The following is an 18,831-nucleotide window of genomic DNA, read 5'->3' as shown; positions in this document are numbered from 1 at the left end:
CCTGACGCCTTGCCGGGACTGGCCTGGCTCAACCTCCGCGCTCGCGATACGCCATAAAAAAGGCGGCCCGAAGGCCGCCTTGATCGGGTAAGCGACATTTACTCTTCGTCAAAAAGGGTTTCCACTTCATAGACCGAGGTGGTGCCGCTGACTTCATTACCGACGACCAGTAACGGCATCCCACTGGGAGAGTCGGAAGCGGGGATGAATACCAGCCCTTCCGGACCCAGGTCACCGACCACGGCCCCCACATCACTTTCTGCCAGCAGGCCGTCATCGATCAGGTCTTCGATGTCCGCGCCGTCACCACCGCCACCCCAGAAATTGCGGCTGTTCAGGTAGTCCAGTCGCTGGGGCTGCTGGGGGTCGGTAATGTCATAGACCAGAATGCCGCCCATCCGCTCCAGAGCCATGAACAGGAACGTCTTGTCACCGATGGCACCGATGGTGAGCCCCTCCGGCTCCGGACCTTTGGCATCGCTGCGGCTGTCCATGGCGTTGATTTCATCATGGCCACTGTTGAAGTAATCCTGGCACGCGATGCTGCGGTTGGTACCCAACCGACATTCCTCGCTGGCCAGGAACTGTTCGATTTGGTCACCGCTGTCGAATACCAGGTTGCCGTTTTCATCCCGGATGGAGAAAGAGCGGCCGCCATAGCTGTACAGGGTGTCATACATGATGCGGGTGCCAGCCTGATCCAGCTCACCCGCGTCGTTGTACATCAGCGGACTGCCCGCCTCATCGGTTTTGTAGCCCATGGCCCAGGTAATGTTGAGACGGCCCAACACATCATCTTCACGGCAGTCACCGGGATCACCGGCGCTGGCACCGCAATAACCGAACACGGCGGGATCCAGCAGCGCCCCGGCACCCAGCTCACGCAACTGGGGAGGCAGATCGTCGCCACAGCGGCGATCAAAGCCACTGGCATGTACCAGATGTTTGACGCGGAATTCTTCCACGAAACCCTGGCTGGCATCCCCCATGCAGTCCTCGCCTTCGGTGCCCCAGTAAGCATCGTTATCTTCCCCCCAGGCACGGGCATCGCCTTCGTTGGCCGTCACCAGATAGGTGCTGCCACCGGCGCTGTAGGCCTGGATGGCGTCAGGCAGGTACAGCCCCACCACACCGTCCCAGGTTTTGATATGGATTTCCTGGTCATCATCACTGACATCCAGCCCGAAACCCTCCGCGCTACGATCAATTTCTCCCAGCGGCAGGATGTCGGTAACAGTGGCGGTATCAATGCTGACCTTGGCCAGGGCGTTATTCTCCTGCAGGGTCACCCAGGCGGTTTTGCCATCGGTGGACACGGCAATGTATTCCGGCTCCAGATCCATGGCCACATCCGCGCCGGGACCATAGATGCGCACCCCCATACTGCGTAACGTATCCGCATCGAAGGCTGTGAAATCCGCAGTATCGACCTGTGGATCCTGCGGATTACTGATATCGATAATGCTGATGGAGCCCGGAGGATCAATCTGGTAATCATCGCTGGGCTCACCCTCATTGGCGGTGAGCACCTTGCTGCCATCCGGGGTAAAGATAATCATGTCCGGCTGGGCTCCGACTTCCACACTACCGAGCAGACTCAGGTCTTCAGCCCGGTACAGGGCAGCGAAACCGTTGTCGGTTTTCGGATCCGCTTCAATGGCGATAGCCACCAGTCCATTTTTTACGGCGACGCCGTTCACTTCCGCACCCGGCGCCACTTCCCCGACACTCAGGGACCCTATTTTTTCCGGGTGTTGTGGGTCACTGAAATCCAGTACATCCAGTACGCCCTGTTCTGCATTGACCACAAACAGGCGCTGGCTTGCGCTGTCAAACGCAGGAATTTCCGCCGCAGAGGCGTCAAAGCTGCCAGATTCGTAGCGGCTCAGAAAGGACAAACGCAGGCCATCCGGCGTTTTCACTTGCTCGCCACCAGCAGCAGGATTGTCATCGCTGCTGTCACCGCCACAGGCAGTCAAGGCAGCAGCCAGCAGTACGCCGGCCCCCAGGCTATACCAGGATGTCATGGTGAACTCCCCAACGGTTCGTGTTATTTAATGATCAGTGAACCTGGGTTTATAAATGGGCGGGATGAAGCCACTGCGACAAAAGCGTGATGCTTTTATGGCAAACGCGGGACGCGGCCCAAGAACATGAAACGCACCGCAAAAAAAACGCGGCCAGAGGCCGCGTTCACCGGAAGAAACCAGACCAAGGGGTCAGACGGTTTCGTAATCACGCTCTTCAAATTCTGCCATCTGAGCCGCGTACTGGGTGGCGAAACCCGGGTACATGGTGGCATTGAAACCATCTTCGGTCAGATACCAGCTTTTGCAGCCGGAATTCCAGTTCGTCCGGGCCAGGCGCTTTTGCATTTCCTTGTTGTGGCGACGCTGGACGTCTTCTTTCACGTCCAGCATTTTCAGATTGTCTTGAAGAATTTTTTTGATGCCTTTCACCGCATAGTCGAGCTGGGATTCCATGTAGACCAGCGCCGAATTATGGCCAGGTCCCGAGTTGGGACCAAACGTCATGAACAAGTTCGGATACCCCGACACATTGATGCTCTTGTACGCCTGGGCTCCGCCCTGCCACTCGTCCCCGAGCACCCGGCCGCCTCGGCCCTTCACCGGGAACGGCGTGCCGGAGTGGCTCACATCGAAACCGGTGGCAAAGACAATGCAATCCACCTGATGCTCAATGCCTTCCACCGTCCGCACGCCCTTTTCGCTGATACGGGCAATGGGCCAGGTAATCAGTTTGGCGTTGTCTTTCTGCAAAGCCGGGTAGTAGTCGTTGGAGACCAGCACCCGCTTGCAGCCGATGGTGAAATCCGGCGTCAGCTGGCGGCGCAGCCAGCGGTCTTTCACCTGGCGGCGAAGGTGCAGACGCGCCACTCGCTCAGCAATCCGCGTCAGCGGCGAATTCCAGATCACCGCCAGGGCCATGCTTTCATGGGTCCAGTAGAGCAGATTGCGCATGGCCTGCTGGCTGGCTGGCAGCTTGCGAAACAGGGCCTTGTTCCAGGCCGGAGTGGCAAAATCCGGTCGTGGCAGCACCCAGCCCGGGGTGCGCTGGAAGACCTTGACATGGGCCGCGGTTTTCACCAGTTCAGGAATGATCTGAATGCCGCTGGCACCGGTGCCAATTACAGCCACACGCTTGCCGCTGAAGTCATAATCATGGTCCCAGCGGGCGCTGTGAATCTTGTGACCCTGGAAATCATCAATGCCGGTGATGGCAGGGAAACTGCAGTTGGATAACGGCCCCTGGGCCATGACCGCAGCACGTCCGGCGAAGACAGCCTTCTTGTCCGTGGTGGCAGTCCACACGCCGGTTTTGTCATCGAAGCTCAGCTCCGCCACGTTTTGCTCGAAGCGAATATGCTTTTCCAGGTCGAACTCGGCCACCAGATGATGGATATAACCAAGAATTTCCTGACTGCCGGAAAAGCTCCGCGACCAGTCCGGGTTCGGCGCGAAGGAATAGGAATACAGGTTGGAGGGAATGTCACAGGCGGCCCCGGGATACTGGTTATCCCGCCAGGTGCCACCCACGGCGTTGCCTCGTTCCAGAATCACGAAATCATTGATGCCGGCCTGCTTGAGACGAATGGCCATGCCCAGACCCGCGAAGCCGGCACCAACAATCAACACTGACACGGGCTTTACCGATGGAGTCTTACGGGCGGGTTTGCGGGCCGCCGCGGCTTTCTTTGCCGCGGGGGCACGCTTGCGCGTCGCTGCCTTGCGCGGTGCCGTTTTTTTCTTGGCAGTGGGTTCAGTCATAACGGTCTAGCTCTTACGAAATCGGAGGGCATCACCATGGGCCAAAACGGCCCATGGTGATGACATATCTATGGGGAATCAGTGGGTCGCTGTGGGCTGCCAGGTCAGTTCCTTCACCCAGGAAGGCACTGCCGGCAGGGCCCGACGGGGCACCATATTGGTGAGTTTCACCAGCCCGTCGACGGGGACGTGATACGCCTTCTGGCTGCGGTTGGTCACAAAGCGGCCATGGTATTTGATGATCTGGAACCAGGGGTTGCGACGGCCATCCTCGGTACGACCACCGATACGCTCAAACTTCTTCATGGCCTTGTAGAGTTTTTCTTCCGGCAAGCCCATGGCAATTACGTTGTCGCGCATTTTGTTCAGCAGAGGCGCATAGGAGGCGATACCCAGAATCAACCGCGGGTCCATCAACGGGGCCAGCATTTTGGTGGCGCCGATGAAGGTTTTTCCGCGACCCTGCATTTCCATCACGGTAAAGCCCACGCCCAGGTGGCGGGATTCATCGTCGTTGATTCGTTCGAATGCCTGATGGCAAACCGGATCTTTGACGGTATCCAGCAGGAAGGTACAGAGGGCGCCGTCCAGGGCAATTTCCAGCATGGGCACCACGGTACCCAGCACATACAGCGGCATCTCATCGGCAAAGCGATCCAGCCACTCGATGACGATACGCAGGTTGATGTTGGGCTCGGGGATCTCATCCCCTTCCAGCATGCCCCAGCGCTTCATCAGTGCCATTTCCGCATTGGCGTGACGCTGCTCTTCCGCATGGAAGTAGGTGTAAATCTGACGCAGGGTATCGTCCGGTGCCTTTTTTGCCAGTGCCGCAAAGGCGCGGGCTCCCACGTGCTCGATCCACATCAGATCGGCCATGAACTCTTTCAGCTTGGGCCACTGTTCATCCGTGATCAGTTCGGCACCGGGAGCGTCCCAATCGATGTCCGACAGGGCCCACTGGGTGCTTTTGATTTTGGTCAGCATTTTGTCCAGATCGATGGAAGCCATGATGCACTCCTTACGGATTATTCTGCCTGTGGTGACGAAAGGCCGCAGGGCCCGGCGCACCGTTGATGGTGACAAAGATATTTACTGTCACAGTAGTTGATGTAACAATAAAGCGAATGCTCGTTCGGATTCAACTCGGATAATCAGATGGCTCGCAAACCCAAACAACAACGCTCCAAGGCCACCGTGGATGCCATTGTCCAGGCCGCCCTGATCTCCATTGCCAGCCACGGCCCCAGTGCTATCACTGCCAGGCAGATCGCGGAAAAAGCCGGTATTGGCGTGGGTTCGCTGTATGAATATTTTGAGGACAAGGACGCCATCATTGATGCGGCAAGCAAACGCTTTGTCAGTGACACCGTGGATCTGATCAAACCCTTGATCCCGGAACTGGTTCGTCTGGACATCCGTGAGGCCATCGAGAAATTGTTGTTCAGTTTTCGGGACTTCCTGGAAGAGAACAACCAGCTCTATCTTCGCTGTGCCCGCCACGCCTTCAGCATGGACATGGTGATCTACCAATCACCGATCAACAGCGCCCTCATGGAACTGTTCACCCAGTACCTGATGCACCACCCGGAGCTGCTGAAGCTGCCCAACATTCCCACCGTGGCCTATTTCTATATCAATGGCGGCATTTTCACCGTGGTCAGGCATCTGTCCGAGGACAACCCGATACAAAGCTTCGAGGAGCTGACAACCGTGTTCGGGGATATCCTGGCCAGCTATGTGGATAAGAAGGTGGAATTGGCCGGCTGACCGCCTTCACGCCCGCGGTGGCGTAGAAAGCATGAGGGGAAGCATTTCGCTTCCCCTCATTCAATAGACCCGTCATCTAATCGTCGTCAGGCGGCTTTCTTTTTCTCCGCGCTTTGATAGGCCACTTCGTAGTCACTGACCTTGAAACGGCTCAGGCGCTTCTTCAGCTCTTTCAGCGACCAGGGCCAGGCAGCAAAGTTGCGGCCATTCTGGTCCAGGTAATAACTCTTGCAGCCACCACTGTTGAACACCGTGGTCTTCAGATGCTTCTGGACTTTATCGTTGTGGGCTTTCAATACCTGAGGCTTGATCGCAAAACGGGTGATACCTTTCTGCTTCACCTTTTTCAAACCATCAATGATGTAGTCCAGCTGGGCTTCCGCCAGTCCGATGAAAGAGTCGTACACCAGCACGTTCGGCCCCAGTACCAGGAAAGCATTGGGCACGTCTTTCATGGTGGCACCCAGATAGGCTTCCGGTGAGCTGTCCTTCCACAGGTCGGAAAGGCGGTTGCCGTTGGCATCAATCACCTTGCGACCAATGGGCGGGTGAGACACCTCGAAACCTGTCCCCCAGATGATCACGTCCACTTCGTGACGCTCACCATTGGCGGCAATCACGGTATTGCCTTCCACTTCCACCAGGCCATGGGGAATCAGGTTGGCATTGTCTGCCTGCAGGGCCGGGTAATAGTTGTTGGCAAACAGGATACGCTTGCAGCCCAGCGTAAAGTCCGGGGTCACCGCTTTGCGCAGTGCCTTGTCTTTCACCTGCACGCGCAACAACTGTTTGGCTGCCGTGCTCACCGGCTTCAGGGCCGCCGGATTACGCAGGCCAAAGTTGATCACATTCAACGATGTCGCTACCGCCTTGCGCCAGCTCTTCTGGATAATCGGCAGCTTGTCGATCAGCTGCTTGCTGGTGTCGCCCAGATCCATATCCGGCTTGGGCAGCACCCAGGGAGCCGTGCGCTGGAACACATGCAGCTCTTTCACCTTGGGCTGGATCTGCGGCACGAACTGGATCGCCGAAGCACCAGTGCCAATCACCGCCACACGTTTACCGGTCAGATCATAATCATGGTTCCATTTGGCGGAATGGAACATTTCGCCCTTGAAGCTATCCAGTCCCGGCAGGGAGGGGATCTGCGCTTCGGTAATCGGCCCGGTGGCAAAGACCACGGTGCGCGCCAGAGTCTGGCCTTTATTGGTATCCAAGACCCACAGATGGCGGCTTTCATCCCACTCGGCGTGTTCCAGCTCCGTGCCGAATTCGATCAGATCGTTGATGCCGAAGTCCTCACTGACCTCTTCCAGGTAACTGAGGATTTCCGGCTGGCGAGCAAACAGATGGCTCCACTTGCTGCTCAGGGCAAAGGAAAACGAATACAGGGAGGAAGGGACATCACAACCACAGCCCGGATAGGTATTTTCCCGCCAGGTCCCGCCGACACGGCTGGCTTTCTCGATGATCTTGAAATCGTGATAGCCCTCTTTCTTCATCTTGATGGCAGCACACAGACCGGAGATGCCGGCACCAACAATAAAGGTGTCGTAAATCCTGGCCTCAGGGGCGGTTTTTTTCTCAGTCGCTGGCATGGGAAATACCTCGTTTAATTCTTAACAAACCGGTAGGAGAAGCCCAGCAGGTTCGCATACAGGTTGGGGGTGGCGCGCTTCATCATCCAGAACAGCTTGGCGTCCACCTGCGGGGTGGTGTAAAGCTCACCCTTGTCGAGACGATTCAGGGTCAGCTTGGCCACGGAGTCACTGGTGGTCATGGCATAGTTCATCAGCGCATGGTCGGCCAGTTTGGAGTAACGATCCGGAATGCGGCCATCCTTGATGATGTTGGTCGGCACCAGGGTCGGGCACAGGACATTGACCTTGATATTATCGCGCTTGAGTTCCGCGTAGAGGGTTTCGGACAGGGCCCGTACACCGGCCTTGGTCACGTTGTAGGCACTCATTTCCGGTGCAGCGGTATAGGACGCAGCAGAGGCCACATTGATAATGGCACCGCGGCCCTGCTTCTTGAACCCGGGCACGAAGTAGTGACAGCCGTGCACTACCCCCCAGAGGTTCACATCCATCACCCATTTCCAGTCCTGCAGGCTGAGCTCTTCGAACTTGCCACCGATACCTACGCCGGCATTGTTGATGACCATGGTGACCGGGTTGCCGAGCAGCTTCTCCGCCTGCTCGGAGAGCTTCTTCACCTGGGCCGCCTTGCCCACATCGCAGGCCACTGCATAGGCCTTGCCACCGGCTTTTTCAATCAGTGCCACCGTTTCTTCGGCACTTTCCAGCTTCAGATCTGCGCAAACCACCGCGGTGTTTCGTTTGGCCAGTTCCAGGGCAAAACTTCGCCCGATACCACTACCGGCACCGGTGACAACGGCATAACCGTTATAGCTGGGCTTGCTGGAACGAAACTTGAGAATATTCATCATTTTGTTATCCCTTTCACAGGTCGAGTATTCAGTGTTCGTTCAGGCACGCTTGCCCGGCACGAATTCCTTTGTCAGGTAAGGCGCCAACAGCCCGGTTTTCGGGTTAAGCAGTTTTTCCTTGTAGTACTCCAGGTACGCACTGGTGTCGTGGTCACTGGGATGAAAATCGCGGCGGGTGTAATCGAGGATATGCTTGATGGTGCTGCCATACACCCCATCTTTGGGCCCGACCATGACTGCCAGACTGCGCTGCACATCCTTCCAGTAACGCGGGCTCAACAGATTGCGCGGCTTGCGCATGATTGGAATCAAGGATGCCGCAACCGGAATCAGGAAAACGATGGTGAAGGCCGCCAGGGCAAAGCCTTGCATACGCAGGGAATAGTCGCCGGACAATTCCTGGAACACGTCGTAGGCCACATCTTTATGCTCTGACTCTTCCAGCATGTGCCACATCCACAGGGCCCGCTGCTTCTCGTCGAAAGACTCATAGAAGATGTCTTCGTGCTTCATCATGTATTCCGCCAGCACCGCGGTGAAATGCTCAATGCCCGCCATCAAGGACAGCTGCATGCGGTTGGGCAGTTTCTTGAAGCCGTGCTCAAACACCTTGTCGGCAAGAAAACGATACAGCCCCACGGGGAAACGATGTTGGGCCAGCACATCATTGAACTCATTGTGCATCTTGGAATGAATCGCTTCCTGGCCGATCAGGGCGGTTACCAGACGCTTGAGCTCCGGATCTTTCACAAACTGACGGTGATGGCGGGCGGTATCAATCACCAGATCTTCGCCAAAGGTCAGAAAGATGGACAAGGCTTCGAAGTATGCCGACGCCAGCTCCGTGTTTCTGAAGAAGGTATCGTCAAGCTGCTTGCCATCGAACTGAAAATCCATATGGCGGATCGGCATCTCGGGCCGTTGCTTGGCGTTTTTCGGCACATATGAATGAATCGTTGCAGTGGTCATTTGGTCACCTGTCCAATGGGGCAAAGCCGATAATCTTGCGCACCGGGGAAACAGATCGGCGCGCACTACTGTTACATTGACGGGTGACACAATAAAGCGAATGCTTGTTCGGGTTCAATTCGGTTCGCCCTGCCCCCCTACGGCCTCTTCTGCTTGCTGAATCCAGACGGCTAACAGATAAAAGACTGGACGGAATGGCGCCAAGAAACAATCAGCAACAACCTGATTTAAATGGAAAAAGTACCGAAACGGCGCCATTCAAACCTGCCATTCGCCGATGCCGGCGCCAGCCTCTGGTCACCCCTCCGAGGGGACTATTTGTCTTCCCTCGCCAAAACCGGGAAACGTGTTCGGATTTAGGTCAGCAGATAGGACACGATTTGCCTGGCATTTCCCCCGGATCTCAGGCCTGCCAAGCCGGAATCTATAACAGAGCATTACAATCTATGGGTAGGAATAGCCTGGGAGGCCGGCAACAATAAAGTAAATTGATGGCCGTCGGGGGTGTCCATGCTCAACCAGGAAAAACTGAACCAATCCAAAATCCTGCAAATGGTGGACTGGCAGTTCAATCGTTATCTGTCCATGCAGCTGCTGCCTCTGTTGTATCTGCTGATGATTATCGGCGCACTGCTGCTGGTGGGTTTTCTGGTGGCCGCCAGCTACTCCAGCTCCTTGTGGTTTGGGCTTGCCGCCACCGTGCTATCCCCTCTGCTGTTTGTGGTGTTTGTCGCCATCGTCCGTGCCGCACTGGAATATCTGGTCATGGCCCATCGCACCATGAGTATCGTGGAAAGTATGAGAGCGCTTCCCGACCAGGTCGCCAAAGTCGAGGGCCGGGTAGAGGCGCTTACCAGCCAGGTGGAAGACATCCATGGCACCGTGATCCAGCTTCGTCCCCTGCTGCGATCCGCGGGCTTGCCCGCCCGACTGCTGGATTCCCTGCGCAAGGGGGAAAGCAAGGACGGGGACAAGTAAACACGGCACTCTCTGTACAGCCTGGCGCAATGGCGCTGCGGTAATTGCGCCAACCGTTATCGGTTCTAGACTGAATTCCATGACAAAAAAAAGGAATTCATCATGGAACCTGACCAGCGCTTACAACGGCCACCCTCACTCGTTCCCAATCTGGCGGATTGGCGTTTCGAACACTACCTGACCATGCGCTTGCTGCCACTTTTCTACCTGCTTCTGGTGGCAGGGGCGGCCGTGGCCGTGTTCGGAATCGCTGCCGCCTGTTTCTGGATATCCACCCCCATCGGCCTGATCGCCCTGGCGGTTTCACCGCTGCTACTGCTGGTGATTGTTGCGGTGGTGCGTGCCGCACTGGAATACCTGATCATGGCGCATCGCATTATGCGAATTATTGAGCGCATGGACGCCCTGCCCGAGCAGGTGCGGGATCTGTCATACCGGGTGGACGGTATCACCCGGCAAGTGGATCGCCTGACGGATAATGTCCAGGACATTCACCAGGACCTGATGCATGTGCGGCCCCTGCTCCGTTCCGCAGGCCTTCCCGCCCGGCTGCTGGCTTTTCTGAAAACACCGGGCGATCGCTAGACGACTTCCAGATCACCATCAACGTCGCAACCAACCATCGCAATTGCCGGTCTTTTCATGTGTAATTTCTTCCCTGCAGGCGCCCGCCATGGCGCCCTCACCCTGAACAAGGAGTTACCATGTCGCTACCCGCGTCCCTGCAAGAGCGGCTACGCCTGCCGGCCGTTGCCTCACCCATGTTTATTGTCTCCAACCCGGACCTGGTCATTGCCCAGTGCAAGGCCGGTATCGTCGGCTCGTTTCCGGCACTGAATGCCCGGCCCGCGGAAGAGCTGGAAGTCTGGCTAAAGCGCATCACCGAAGAGCTGGACGCCTGGAACCAGGCCAACCCGGATCAACCGGCGGCACCGTTTGCGGTTAACCAGATCGTGCACAAGTCCAACAACCGCCTGGAACACGATCTGGAAATGTGCGTGAAGTACAAGGTGCCTATCGTGATCACCTCCCTGGGCGCGCGGGTAGACGTGAACGAGGCCATCCACAGCTATGGCGGCCTGGTATTCCACGACATCATCAATAATTTCTTCGCCAAAAAAGCCATCGAGAAAGGGGCGGATGGCCTGATCGCCGTGGCCGCCGGGGCCGGTGGTCATGCGGGAACGCAATCCCCCTTTGCCCTGGTACAGGAAATCCGCGAATGGTTTGACGGCCCACTGCTGCTCTCCGGTTCCATCGCCAAGGGCGATGCCATTCTGGCGGCCCAGGCCATGGGGGCCGACCTGGCCTATATCGGTTCCGCCTTTATCGCCACCGATGAAGCCAACGCAGATGAGCGTTATAAGCAGTCCATCGTCGACAGCAGTGCCAGTGACATCATCTATTCCAACCTCTTCACCGGGGTGCACGGCAACTACCTGCGCAGCTCTATCGAAGCGGCAGGCCTGGATCCGGACGACCTGCCGGAGAGCGATCCGTCCAAGATGGATTTCGGTGATGGCAGCTCCAAGGCCTGGAAGGATATCTGGGGCAGTGGTCAGGGCATCGGCGCCATCAAGAAGATCGGTCCGGCCAGCGACCTGATTGAACGACTCAAAAAGGAGTACAGCAGCGCTCGCCAGCGGATGGATCAGCTGCCCTGGAAATAACCGGTTCGTTGCACTGAGCAATGAGTATTGCTGTTGGGTAAAACACAAGAGGCCGCGCCCGTGTTCCGGGCGCGGCCTCTTGCGTTTTAGGTTATGAAGGGCGGAACCCTTTTGCCACTTTCAGCATGAAAATGGCAAAGGTCAATCACGCCCCAAGCAGGGATGCCACCAAGCCCTTCTTCTTCACCGGCTGGTAGTTGCTGAACTCCAGCACACCATCATCAATGGCGCCGTAACGCAGCTTGGGCAGATCCACCAGATAGTTCTGCACTACCATCCAGGGCTGCTTGGAACCCTGCCGTGGCAGACGATCATCGGCACGCATGACATAGCCGGACTCCAGACCCAGGAAGTTCTCTTCAGTAATGCAATTATCCTTGTCTCGCGGGATCACCGTTGTGGCGCCGATTTTTTCCATGTGATTCAGCAGGCGACACACATACTCGCAAACCAGATCCGCTTTCAGGGTCCAGGAGGAATTGGTATAGCCGAATACCAGCGCCATGTTCGGCACATCACGCAGCATCATGCCCTTGTAGACCAGTGATTCGCGAGGCTCTACGGCCTTGCCATCGATGGTACCTTCCACGCCACCCAGCATCTGAATATTCAGCCCGGTGGCGGTGATGATGATGTCCGCCTCCAGCTCCTGACCGGACTTGAGCAGAATACCGTTCTCGGTGAAACGCTCGATATGATCGGTAACGATATCGGCCTCACCCCGACGCACGGTCTTGAACAAGTCGCCATTGGGCACCGCACACAGACGCTGATCCCAGGGGTTATAGTTGGGGCGGAAATGTGTCATATCCACATCATCGCCAAGCTGGCGTTTGGCCGCCGCCAGCAAGGCGCGACGGACCAGTTTGGGACGCTGCTTGGACAGCTTGTACACCAGGCGCTGCAGACCGATATTCCGGGCACGGGACAGTTTGTAGACCAGCATATCCGGCAAGAAACGGCGCATACCCACGGAAATCGGGTCCACTTCCGGCACGGTGGCAATATAGGTGGGCGACCGCTGCAGCATGGTCACCTCTGCCCCTTCTTTGGCCATGGCAGGCACCAGCGTTACCGCGGTGGCACCGGAACCAATAACCACCACCTTCTTGCCCTTGTACTGCAGATTTTCCGGCCAGTGCTGCGGATGAACAATCTGGCCCTTGAAGTCTTTTTCGCCGGGGAAATCCGGTTTGTAGCCTTCGTCGTAGTTGTAATAACCACTGCAGGAGAACAGGAAGTTCGCGGTAAAGGTTTCCTGCTCACCGGTTTTCTCATTGGTGGTTTCCACGACCCATTGATTGTCATCACTGGACCAGTTCGCCTTGACCACCTTGCGACCGAAGCGGATGTGCTTCTTGACGTCATATTCGTCCGCCGTGTCTTCCACGTACTGACGAATGGAAGGGCCATCCGCCAGCACCTTGGGATCGGTCCAGGGACGGAAGCTGTAGCCCAGGGTGAACATGTCGGAATCAGAACGGATGCCCGGGTACTTGAACAGGTCCCAGGTGCCACCAATGCGTTCGCGACGTTCCAGAATGGCATAGCTGCGATTCGGGCTCTTGCGGGTCAGATGGCAAGCTGCCCCGATACCGGAAAGGCCGGCACCGATAATCAGTACATCAACGTGGTTATTAGACATTTTCTTTTACCTCCAGCCCTTCGGCTGCCTGGTCTTGGCAGTGCAAAACATTGACATCCATCAATGGCACGGTTAACTGGCGGACAGAATAGCCGTACTGGCGGGTATGAGAAAAGGCCAAAACAGGCCGTTAATTGGCCCTGGAGACGGGGAAAAGTGCCGCTAGAGACGGGCGGGCTGGCTCAGGCAGCATAAACAGCGGGTTTACTTTCCATGACACCGGTTTGCTGGCAGAACCGCAATGCCGATGACGGGACCGCCTCTACTCTCCGATTTTCATAATAAAGTGGTACGGAAGATCCAATATCATCGTGCCATCACCAATTTGTGATGTCATACACATTGCTGCGCTGCTCACTTCTGCATACTGCCTGCGCGCCATAGGGGAACGGCGCACATGGGGATGGATGAAACACTATAATTATAAGGGTACCGGCATGATTGATCTGACTGCCTTCGGGGACATGTTCGTCTCACACACCTGGCTGTGGATACCGATTTCCTGCGCCGTGATTATCAGCCTGCTGCTATGGAGCGGCCGCATCCGCCAGCCCGGCATGGTCAACCTGTTCGCCATTGGTCTGATCCTGCCCTGCATCAACCTGAGCATGATTGCCACCGGCGCCATGGTGGCCGCCGATCAACTGACGCTGGATCTGGTGGCCTTGCTGCCGTTTTAAGAGTGGCAAGTTGCAAGCTTCAAGCTGCAACGCGCCATAAACTTATCCTTGATTTTAAAAACATGAGGCCGCGCTCCAATCAATGGGCGCGGCCTCATGCGTTACGGTCAGCAGCGGCACTAATTCGCGCTGCAACTTGAAACTTGCAACTTGCCTGCCCTACAGGCCCTGAAGAAATTCCAACTGATCCGCCAGGCTGATATCCCGGGCCTCACCCTGATAGATATCGAAATGGCCCACCGGGTAACGCTTCACTGTCGCGTTCGCCATGGCGGCAGCAGCCTTTTCGGCGGCGGACGCCGGCGCCACGGTGTCCGTCTCACAAATCAGCACCAACGCCGGGCAAGTCACCTTTGCCGCCTGGGTCACTGGCCGGAACATGGGCAGAACCAGTCCAATGCGGGCAGCCACTTCATTGGGAACCCCCGCCGGCATCAGCGCGGTATAGCCGTCGTAGGCATCATGACTGGACATGGCGGCCAACTCACCGGGCTTGCCGGCAGACGGCAACATGCGCGGTCCGAGACCCAGCATGCTGCTGGCCACATCCCAGAGGCCCAGGCCCGTCATTTTCATGGCCTGCCCTGCCCCCGCATAACGCATTACCTCCATCACCGAGGCCAGACCATCCATCATCGGACACTGGGCAATGATACCGGCCACATCCGGCTCCCGGGCCGCCACGGCCGTAACCAAACCACCGGCAAAAGACGTTCCCCACAACACGATACGCTGGTTGTCCACGTCCTCTTGCTTACGCACACAGGCCAGCGCCGCCTGCCAGTCCGCCACTTCCCGGTTGGGCAACAACACCTGGCGGGGCATGCCCTCACTCTCACCGAAGTGCCGGTAGTCGAACAGAAACACCGCATGGCCGGCGTTCAAAAAAGCATCCCGGAATGGCGCCAGCCCACAGTCCTTGGTAAGACCAAAACCGTGGCCCATGACCACAGTCAGGAAGGGACCGTCGCCTTCAGGCAGATAAAGATCCCCGCGACAGGACTGGCCATCGCTGACAAATCGCAGTTCACGCATTGTGCTCATGGAAACTCCTTATTGGTTTGCCGTATCGCCAACCTGTCCACACCCACTGTGGGAGCGTCGCTCGCGGCGCGAAAAGCCGTTGCGAGAAGCGAGAAGCGAAACCCTGACATTCCGGGTTTAAGCAATTTGATCTTCGAAACTCGTTTCTCGCCACTCGATACTCCGGTTATCGCACCATCCACCCGCACGGCACAAAGCCCGACGTTTCCGGCAATTTCGATAATGATCCCAGCCCTTACCCGGCGATCGCCGGGGCGATAAAGCGCCACTCCTCGATGCTCTGTCCCAACACCAGAAAGTGCGGATTGAGAATGTCTTCCTTGTTGTACTGCAATGGCTCAAAGACGGTATTGACCACAACGCCACCGGCAGCGGTCACCACTGCGTGGGCGGCGGCCGTATCCCATTCGCTGGTGGGCGCCAGGCGCGGATAAATGTCCGCACTGCCTTCCGCCACCAGACACAGCTTCAGTGACGATCCCATGGAGGCCCGCTCCACCTCGCCCACTTCCTGGCGGATAAAGGCTTCCAGTTTTTCCACCGCTTCCCCGCCGTGACTGCGGCTGGCCACCATCACCACCGGCGTGGTGCGGGCCCGGCACTGGATCGGCTTGCGCTCGCCCTTTTCCTCTTTAAAGGCACCGACACCGCGGCCGCCCAGATAGGTCACCGCCGTTACCGGCACATGCACCACACCCAGTACCGGGGTATCCCCTTCCACCAGGGCAATGTTCACGGTGAACTCGCCGTTGCGCTTGATGAACTCCTTGGTGCCATCCAGCGGGTCCACCAGCCAGAAACGGGGCCAGTCCTTGCGCTCGGCATAGGCAATACCGCCGGATTCTTCAGAGAACACCGGAATCTCCGGCGTCAGCGCCTGCAGGCGCGCTTCAATGATCTTGTGCGCCGCCATATCCGCTTCCGTAATCGGCGACTTGTCATCCTTGGTTTCCACCCCCAGGTCGTCACGCTCGTACACCGTCAGAATGGCATCACCCGCTTCACGGGCAATCTCGGCGAGCGGGTCCAGCAGGGTATTAAGGTCGGTCATTTCGGATTTCCTATCGTTCAAAATTGGGAGCAACAAGCCTCAAGCTACAAGCTGCAACACGAGGCTGGCACGGCAACAAACTGGCTGCACTTGCTCCGCGCTGAGAGCCTTGTTGATGCGCGGGCACGACCTTCGAGAAACGGAAAAGCCCTAAACCGCGTTGTAGCTTGCAGCTTGAAGCTTGTAGCTATCTTTTCTCCAGCAACCGCTTGGCCATCAGCAGCGCTGCAATCACCCGGGCTTCTGTCACATCGTCCCGCTCGATCAAGCGGTCCAGATCCGACAGTTTCCAGGTGAGCACTTCCAGCTCTTCCGGTTCGTCCCCCGGCAGGGATTCTTCGTACAGCTCTTCCGCCAGCACCACCTTGATACGGTGACCCATATAGCCGGGCGACAATGTCATGTCCTTCATCAGGGTGAGTCGACGAGCACCATAACCGGCTTCTTCCTTTAATTCCCGGTTGGCGGCATCCCGCCAGTCTTCGCCATGTTCGTAGGCGCCCTTGGGCAGGGTCAGCTCGTAACTTTCCGTGCCGGCGCCATATTCACGGATCATCACTACCGTGTCGTCGTCCAGTAACGGCACCATCATCACGGCGGCAATGGGCGGGGTACGCAGGCGTTCATAGGTGCGCTCTACCCCGTTGCGAAAACGCAGGTGCAGCTCTTCAATTCCGAACAGCCGGCTTTTCGCCACCAGTCGGGTGTCGAGAATCTCCGGTTTCTCATCCATAATTGGTAACAGCTCTCGCGGCATGCAGGTTCATGTAGAGGCCGAAGACTAACCCGAATACGCAGGAAATTCATGATTGACTGGCATTCTGTCGACACCGTGTTACTGGATATGGACGGCACCCTGCTGGACCTGGAGTTCGACAACTGGTTCTGGCAAAAACATGTGCCCGAGTGCTACGCCCGGCAACAGGGGCTGGACCGGGCCGAGGCCGACCGCATCATCCACGACTGGATCACCAGCCATCTGGGCACCCTGAACTGGTACTGCCTGGACTTCTGGACCGCGGAACTGGGCCTGGAAATCGCCCGGTTGAAACGGCAAGCCGGTGACCGTATCGCCATCCGCCCCGGCGCAGACACCTTTCTGCAGGCCCTGAAGGAGTCCGACAAACAGGTCATCATGGTCACCAATGCCCATCGCGATGCCCTGGATTTAAAGGTGGAGCGTACCGGCATCGACCGCTATTTCGATGAGATCGTCTCCAGCCACGACTATGGCCATGCCAAGGAAGCCCAGGCGTTCTGGCAACATTTGCAGCGCCACCTGCCCTTCGACCCGGCCCGTGCCCTGCTGGTGGATGACTCCCTGCCGGTACTGCATAGCGCCCAGCTCTATGGCATCGGTCAGCCGGTGAGTATCCTGCACCCGGATTCCAGCCTGCCAAAGCGGGATCACACCGACCCCTTCCCGGCCATCGATGATTTTCTGCAGGTTTTACCTTGAGAGGAATGCCATGAGCGAGAGCGTTCGCATCGACTCCTGGCTGTGGGCGGCCCGTTTCTTCAAGACCCGCAGCCTGGCCAAGGCCGCTATCGAAGGCGGCAAGATCCAGATCGATGGCAGCAAGGCCAAACCCAGCAAGAATGTGCAGCCCGGACAGACCATCGCCATTACCAAGGGCACGGAACATTTCGAGGTCATCGTCGAAGGCTTGAGCAGCAAACGCGGCCCCGCCAGCGTGGCCCAGACCCTTTATCAGGAAACCGAACAAAGCCGCCAGCGGCGGGAACAGAGCAGCGAACAGCGCAAACTGGCTCGGGCCGCCACCGCCGCACCGGACCACAAGCCCAGCAAGAAGGAGCGCCGGGATATCCAGCGTTTCAAGAGAGACAACCTGGAATAACCGCCAGGGCGCCCCCATTAATAGAGCGACTATTAAAGGCACCGACAGCTGTCAGGACTTAACCATGCAAGACCACAAACAACGCTTTCTCTTTCCCGACTCCGATATCCGCGGCGAACTGGTGCAGGTAGAAAGCAGTATCACCCGTATTATTGAAGGGCATAACTACCCCCTGGCGGTACAGGGGCTGATCGGCGAAGCCGTGGCCGCCGTGGCCTTGCTGGCCAGCACCCTGAAATTCAAGGGACGTCTGGCGCTGCAGGCCCAGGGCAAGGGCCCGGTATCCCTGCTGCTGGCCGAATGCACCAATGAGGGTGAGCTGCGCGCCCTGGCCCGTCACAGTGACGGCCAGGACTGGAGCCAGGGTGACATCCAGACCCTGATCGGTGACGGCAACATGGTGATCACCATCACCCCGGACCAGGGCAAGCAGTACCAGGGCATTGTTCCCCTGGCCGGTGACTCCCTGGCCCAGTGCCTGGAAGCCTACTTCCGCCAGTCCGAGCAGCTCCCCACCCGTCTTTGGCTGGCCAGCGGCAACAACCGGGCCGCCGGCCTGCTGCTGCAGCGACTGCCCAACCAGCTGGCCAGCAGCGACGCCAACGCGCAGATGTGGGAGCACCTGGAAGCCCTCGCTGGCACCCTGAAAATGGAAGAGCTGCTCAACCTGGACGACCAGACCATCCTTCACCGGCTGTTCCACGACACCCCGCCGCAACTCCCCGAGGCCCAGGCCCTGCAATTCGGCTGCACCTGCTCCCGGGACCGCAACCGGAATGCCCTGATCTCCCTGGGCAGCAACGAGTTGCAGATGCTGCTCGATGAGGACGGGGAAGTGACCCTGACCTGCGATTTCTGCCGCAACCAGGAGCGCTTCGATGCGGTGGATCTGGCGGAGATGATCCGGGAAAGCAATTAATAGTTA

18 protein-coding genes are annotated in these 18,831 nt (G+C 57.6%); 8 read left to right on the top strand and 10 right to left on the bottom strand.

All coding sequences use genetic code 11. From position 1 onward, the window contains the following. Positions 1–98 precede the first annotated feature (98 nt). The 3 genes from A0251_RS03565 to A0251_RS03555 form a co-directional block, all read right to left on the bottom strand. Positions 99–2,027: a choice-of-anchor I family protein gene (locus tag A0251_RS03565; RefSeq protein WP_062815431.1), complete on the bottom strand. Its 1,929-nt coding sequence runs from the start codon at positions 2,025–2,027 to the stop codon at positions 99–101. Between the two features lie 192 nt (positions 2,028–2,219). Further along, a complete protein-coding gene (locus A0251_RS03560) occupies positions 2,220–3,788 on the bottom strand; it encodes an NAD(P)/FAD-dependent oxidoreductase (protein WP_062815430.1) in 1,569 nt (522 codons plus the stop codon). A 78-nt stretch (positions 3,789–3,866) separates the two neighbouring features. Next, entirely contained in the window at positions 3,867–4,799 is a 933-nt protein-coding gene (locus tag A0251_RS03555) for a ferritin-like domain-containing protein (protein ID WP_062815429.1), read from the bottom strand. Positions 4,800–4,946: 147 nt separating this feature from the next. Here A0251_RS03555 and A0251_RS03550 point away from each other — a divergent pair, with 147 nt between their 5' ends. Continuing rightward, entirely contained in the window at positions 4,947–5,558 is a 612-nt protein-coding gene (locus tag A0251_RS03550; protein WP_062815428.1) for a TetR/AcrR family transcriptional regulator, read from the top strand. Between the two features lie 86 nt (positions 5,559–5,644). Here the strand turns inward: A0251_RS03550 and A0251_RS03545 are convergent, their stop codons facing one another. Genes A0251_RS03545 through A0251_RS03535 form a run of 3 tightly spaced genes read right to left on the bottom strand, consistent with a single transcriptional unit; the run spans position 5,645 to position 8,979 of the window. After that, entirely contained in the window at positions 5,645–7,156 is a 1,512-nt protein-coding gene (locus A0251_RS03545; protein WP_062815427.1) for an NAD(P)/FAD-dependent oxidoreductase, read from the bottom strand. Between the two features lie 14 nt (positions 7,157–7,170). After that, on the bottom strand, positions 7,171–8,010 hold the full coding sequence (locus A0251_RS03540; protein WP_197461837.1) for an SDR family oxidoreductase: 840 nt from the start codon (positions 8,008–8,010) through the stop codon (positions 7,171–7,173). A 39-nt stretch (positions 8,011–8,049) separates the two neighbouring features. Beyond that, the gene (locus A0251_RS03535) at positions 8,050–8,979 is read right to left on the bottom strand and encodes a metal-dependent hydrolase (protein WP_062815426.1); all 930 of its coding nucleotides are present in this window, start codon (positions 8,977–8,979) and stop codon (positions 8,050–8,052) included. Positions 8,980–9,489: 510 nt separating this feature from the next. Between A0251_RS03535 and A0251_RS03530 the strand changes: the two genes are divergently transcribed. The 3 genes from A0251_RS03530 to A0251_RS03520 all read left to right on the top strand — a co-directional run bounded on the left by A0251_RS03530 (position 9,490) and on the right by A0251_RS03520 (position 11,627). After that, a complete protein-coding gene (locus A0251_RS03530; protein ID WP_062815425.1) occupies positions 9,490–9,957 on the top strand; it encodes a DUF4282 domain-containing protein in 468 nt (155 codons plus the stop codon). Between the two features lie 102 nt (positions 9,958–10,059). Next, complete coding sequence (locus A0251_RS03525) at positions 10,060–10,542, top strand: DUF4282 domain-containing protein (protein ID WP_062815424.1); 483 nt, start codon at positions 10,060–10,062, stop codon at positions 10,540–10,542. 119 nt (positions 10,543–10,661) lie between these two features. After that, entirely contained in the window at positions 10,662–11,627 is a 966-nt protein-coding gene (locus A0251_RS03520) for a nitronate monooxygenase family protein (protein ID WP_062815423.1), read from the top strand. A 145-nt stretch (positions 11,628–11,772) separates the two neighbouring features. Here the strand turns inward: A0251_RS03520 and A0251_RS03515 are convergent, their stop codons facing one another. After that, positions 11,773–13,272: an NAD(P)/FAD-dependent oxidoreductase gene (locus A0251_RS03515; protein ID WP_062815422.1), complete on the bottom strand. Its 1,500-nt coding sequence runs from the start codon at positions 13,270–13,272 to the stop codon at positions 11,773–11,775. Positions 13,273–13,709: 437 nt separating this feature from the next. Between A0251_RS03515 and A0251_RS03510 the strand changes: the two genes are divergently transcribed. Beyond that, positions 13,710–13,952 carry a hypothetical protein gene (locus A0251_RS03510; RefSeq protein ID WP_156478229.1) on the top strand — a complete coding sequence of 81 codons (243 nt, stop codon included), beginning with the start codon at positions 13,710–13,712 and terminating at the stop codon, positions 13,950–13,952. Positions 13,953–14,111: 159 nt separating this feature from the next. Here A0251_RS03510 and A0251_RS03505 read toward each other — a convergent pair whose 3' ends face one another. From A0251_RS03505 to nudE, 3 genes are all read right to left on the bottom strand, one after another. After that, on the bottom strand, positions 14,112–14,996 hold the full coding sequence (locus A0251_RS03505; RefSeq protein ID WP_062815420.1) for an alpha/beta hydrolase: 885 nt from the start codon (positions 14,994–14,996) through the stop codon (positions 14,112–14,114). A 235-nt stretch (positions 14,997–15,231) separates the two neighbouring features. After that, the gene (cysQ, locus tag A0251_RS03500; protein ID WP_062815419.1) at positions 15,232–16,047 is read right to left on the bottom strand and encodes a 3'(2'),5'-bisphosphate nucleotidase CysQ; all 816 of its coding nucleotides are present in this window, start codon (positions 16,045–16,047) and stop codon (positions 15,232–15,234) included. 187 nt (positions 16,048–16,234) lie between these two features. Beyond that, a complete protein-coding gene (nudE, locus tag A0251_RS03495; protein ID WP_062815506.1) occupies positions 16,235–16,780 on the bottom strand; it encodes an ADP compounds hydrolase NudE in 546 nt (181 codons plus the stop codon). A gap of 72 nt (positions 16,781–16,852) precedes the next feature. Between nudE and yrfG the strand changes: the two genes are divergently transcribed. From yrfG to hslO, 3 genes are all read left to right on the top strand, one after another. Further along, positions 16,853–17,506 carry a GMP/IMP nucleotidase gene (yrfG, locus tag A0251_RS03490; RefSeq protein ID WP_062815418.1) on the top strand — a complete coding sequence of 218 codons (654 nt, stop codon included), beginning with the start codon at positions 16,853–16,855 and terminating at the stop codon, positions 17,504–17,506. 10 nt (positions 17,507–17,516) lie between these two features. Continuing rightward, the gene (locus A0251_RS03485) at positions 17,517–17,906 is read left to right on the top strand and encodes an RNA-binding S4 domain-containing protein (RefSeq protein WP_062815417.1); all 390 of its coding nucleotides are present in this window, start codon (positions 17,517–17,519) and stop codon (positions 17,904–17,906) included. A 64-nt stretch (positions 17,907–17,970) separates the two neighbouring features. Continuing rightward, positions 17,971–18,825, top strand: coding sequence for an Hsp33 family molecular chaperone HslO (gene hslO / locus A0251_RS03480; RefSeq protein WP_062815416.1), 855 nt, complete (start codon positions 17,971–17,973; stop codon positions 18,823–18,825). The last annotated feature ends 6 nt before the right edge of the window (positions 18,826–18,831 follow it).

Source organism: Alcanivorax sp. NBRC 102024 (assembly GCF_001602235.1).
In the GTDB taxonomy this organism is placed as follows: domain Bacteria; phylum Pseudomonadota; class Gammaproteobacteria; order Pseudomonadales; family Alcanivoracaceae; genus Alcanivorax.
Note: the sequence above shows the minus strand (reverse complement) of the source record. Positions and strands in the feature narration are given on the sequence as shown.

Coding starts and splice junctions, on each gene's coding strand:
- A0251_RS03565 (WP_062815431.1), bottom strand. CDS start 2,027: ATGACATCCTGGTATAGCCTGGGGGCCGGCGTACTGCTGGCTGCTGCC.
- A0251_RS03560 (WP_062815430.1), bottom strand. CDS start 3,788: ATGACTGAACCCACTGCCAAGAAAAAAACGGCACCGCGCAAGGCAGCG.
- A0251_RS03555 (WP_062815429.1), bottom strand. CDS start 4,799: ATGGCTTCCATCGATCTGGACAAAATGCTGACCAAAATCAAAAGCACC.
- A0251_RS03550 (WP_062815428.1), top strand. CDS start 4,947: ATGGCTCGCAAACCCAAACAACAACGCTCCAAGGCCACCGTGGATGCC.
- A0251_RS03545 (WP_062815427.1), bottom strand. CDS start 7,156: ATGCCAGCGACTGAGAAAAAAACCGCCCCTGAGGCCAGGATTTACGAC.
- A0251_RS03540 (WP_197461837.1), bottom strand. CDS start 8,010: ATGATGAATATTCTCAAGTTTCGTTCCAGCAAGCCCAGCTATAACGGT.
- A0251_RS03535 (WP_062815426.1), bottom strand. CDS start 8,979: ATGACCACTGCAACGATTCATTCATATGTGCCGAAAAACGCCAAGCAA.
- A0251_RS03530 (WP_062815425.1), top strand. CDS start 9,490: ATGCTCAACCAGGAAAAACTGAACCAATCCAAAATCCTGCAAATGGTG.
- A0251_RS03525 (WP_062815424.1), top strand. CDS start 10,060: ATGGAACCTGACCAGCGCTTACAACGGCCACCCTCACTCGTTCCCAAT.
- A0251_RS03520 (WP_062815423.1), top strand. CDS start 10,662: ATGTCGCTACCCGCGTCCCTGCAAGAGCGGCTACGCCTGCCGGCCGTT.
- A0251_RS03515 (WP_062815422.1), bottom strand. CDS start 13,272: ATGTCTAATAACCACGTTGATGTACTGATTATCGGTGCCGGCCTTTCC.
- A0251_RS03510 (WP_156478229.1), top strand. CDS start 13,710: ATGATTGATCTGACTGCCTTCGGGGACATGTTCGTCTCACACACCTGG.
- A0251_RS03505 (WP_062815420.1), bottom strand. CDS start 14,996: ATGAGCACAATGCGTGAACTGCGATTTGTCAGCGATGGCCAGTCCTGT.
- cysQ (WP_062815419.1), bottom strand. CDS start 16,047: ATGACCGACCTTAATACCCTGCTGGACCCGCTCGCCGAGATTGCCCGT.
- nudE (WP_062815506.1), bottom strand. CDS start 16,780: ATGGATGAGAAACCGGAGATTCTCGACACCCGACTGGTGGCGAAAAGC.
- yrfG (WP_062815418.1), top strand. CDS start 16,853: ATGATTGACTGGCATTCTGTCGACACCGTGTTACTGGATATGGACGGC.
- A0251_RS03485 (WP_062815417.1), top strand. CDS start 17,517: ATGAGCGAGAGCGTTCGCATCGACTCCTGGCTGTGGGCGGCCCGTTTC.
- hslO (WP_062815416.1), top strand. CDS start 17,971: ATGCAAGACCACAAACAACGCTTTCTCTTTCCCGACTCCGATATCCGC.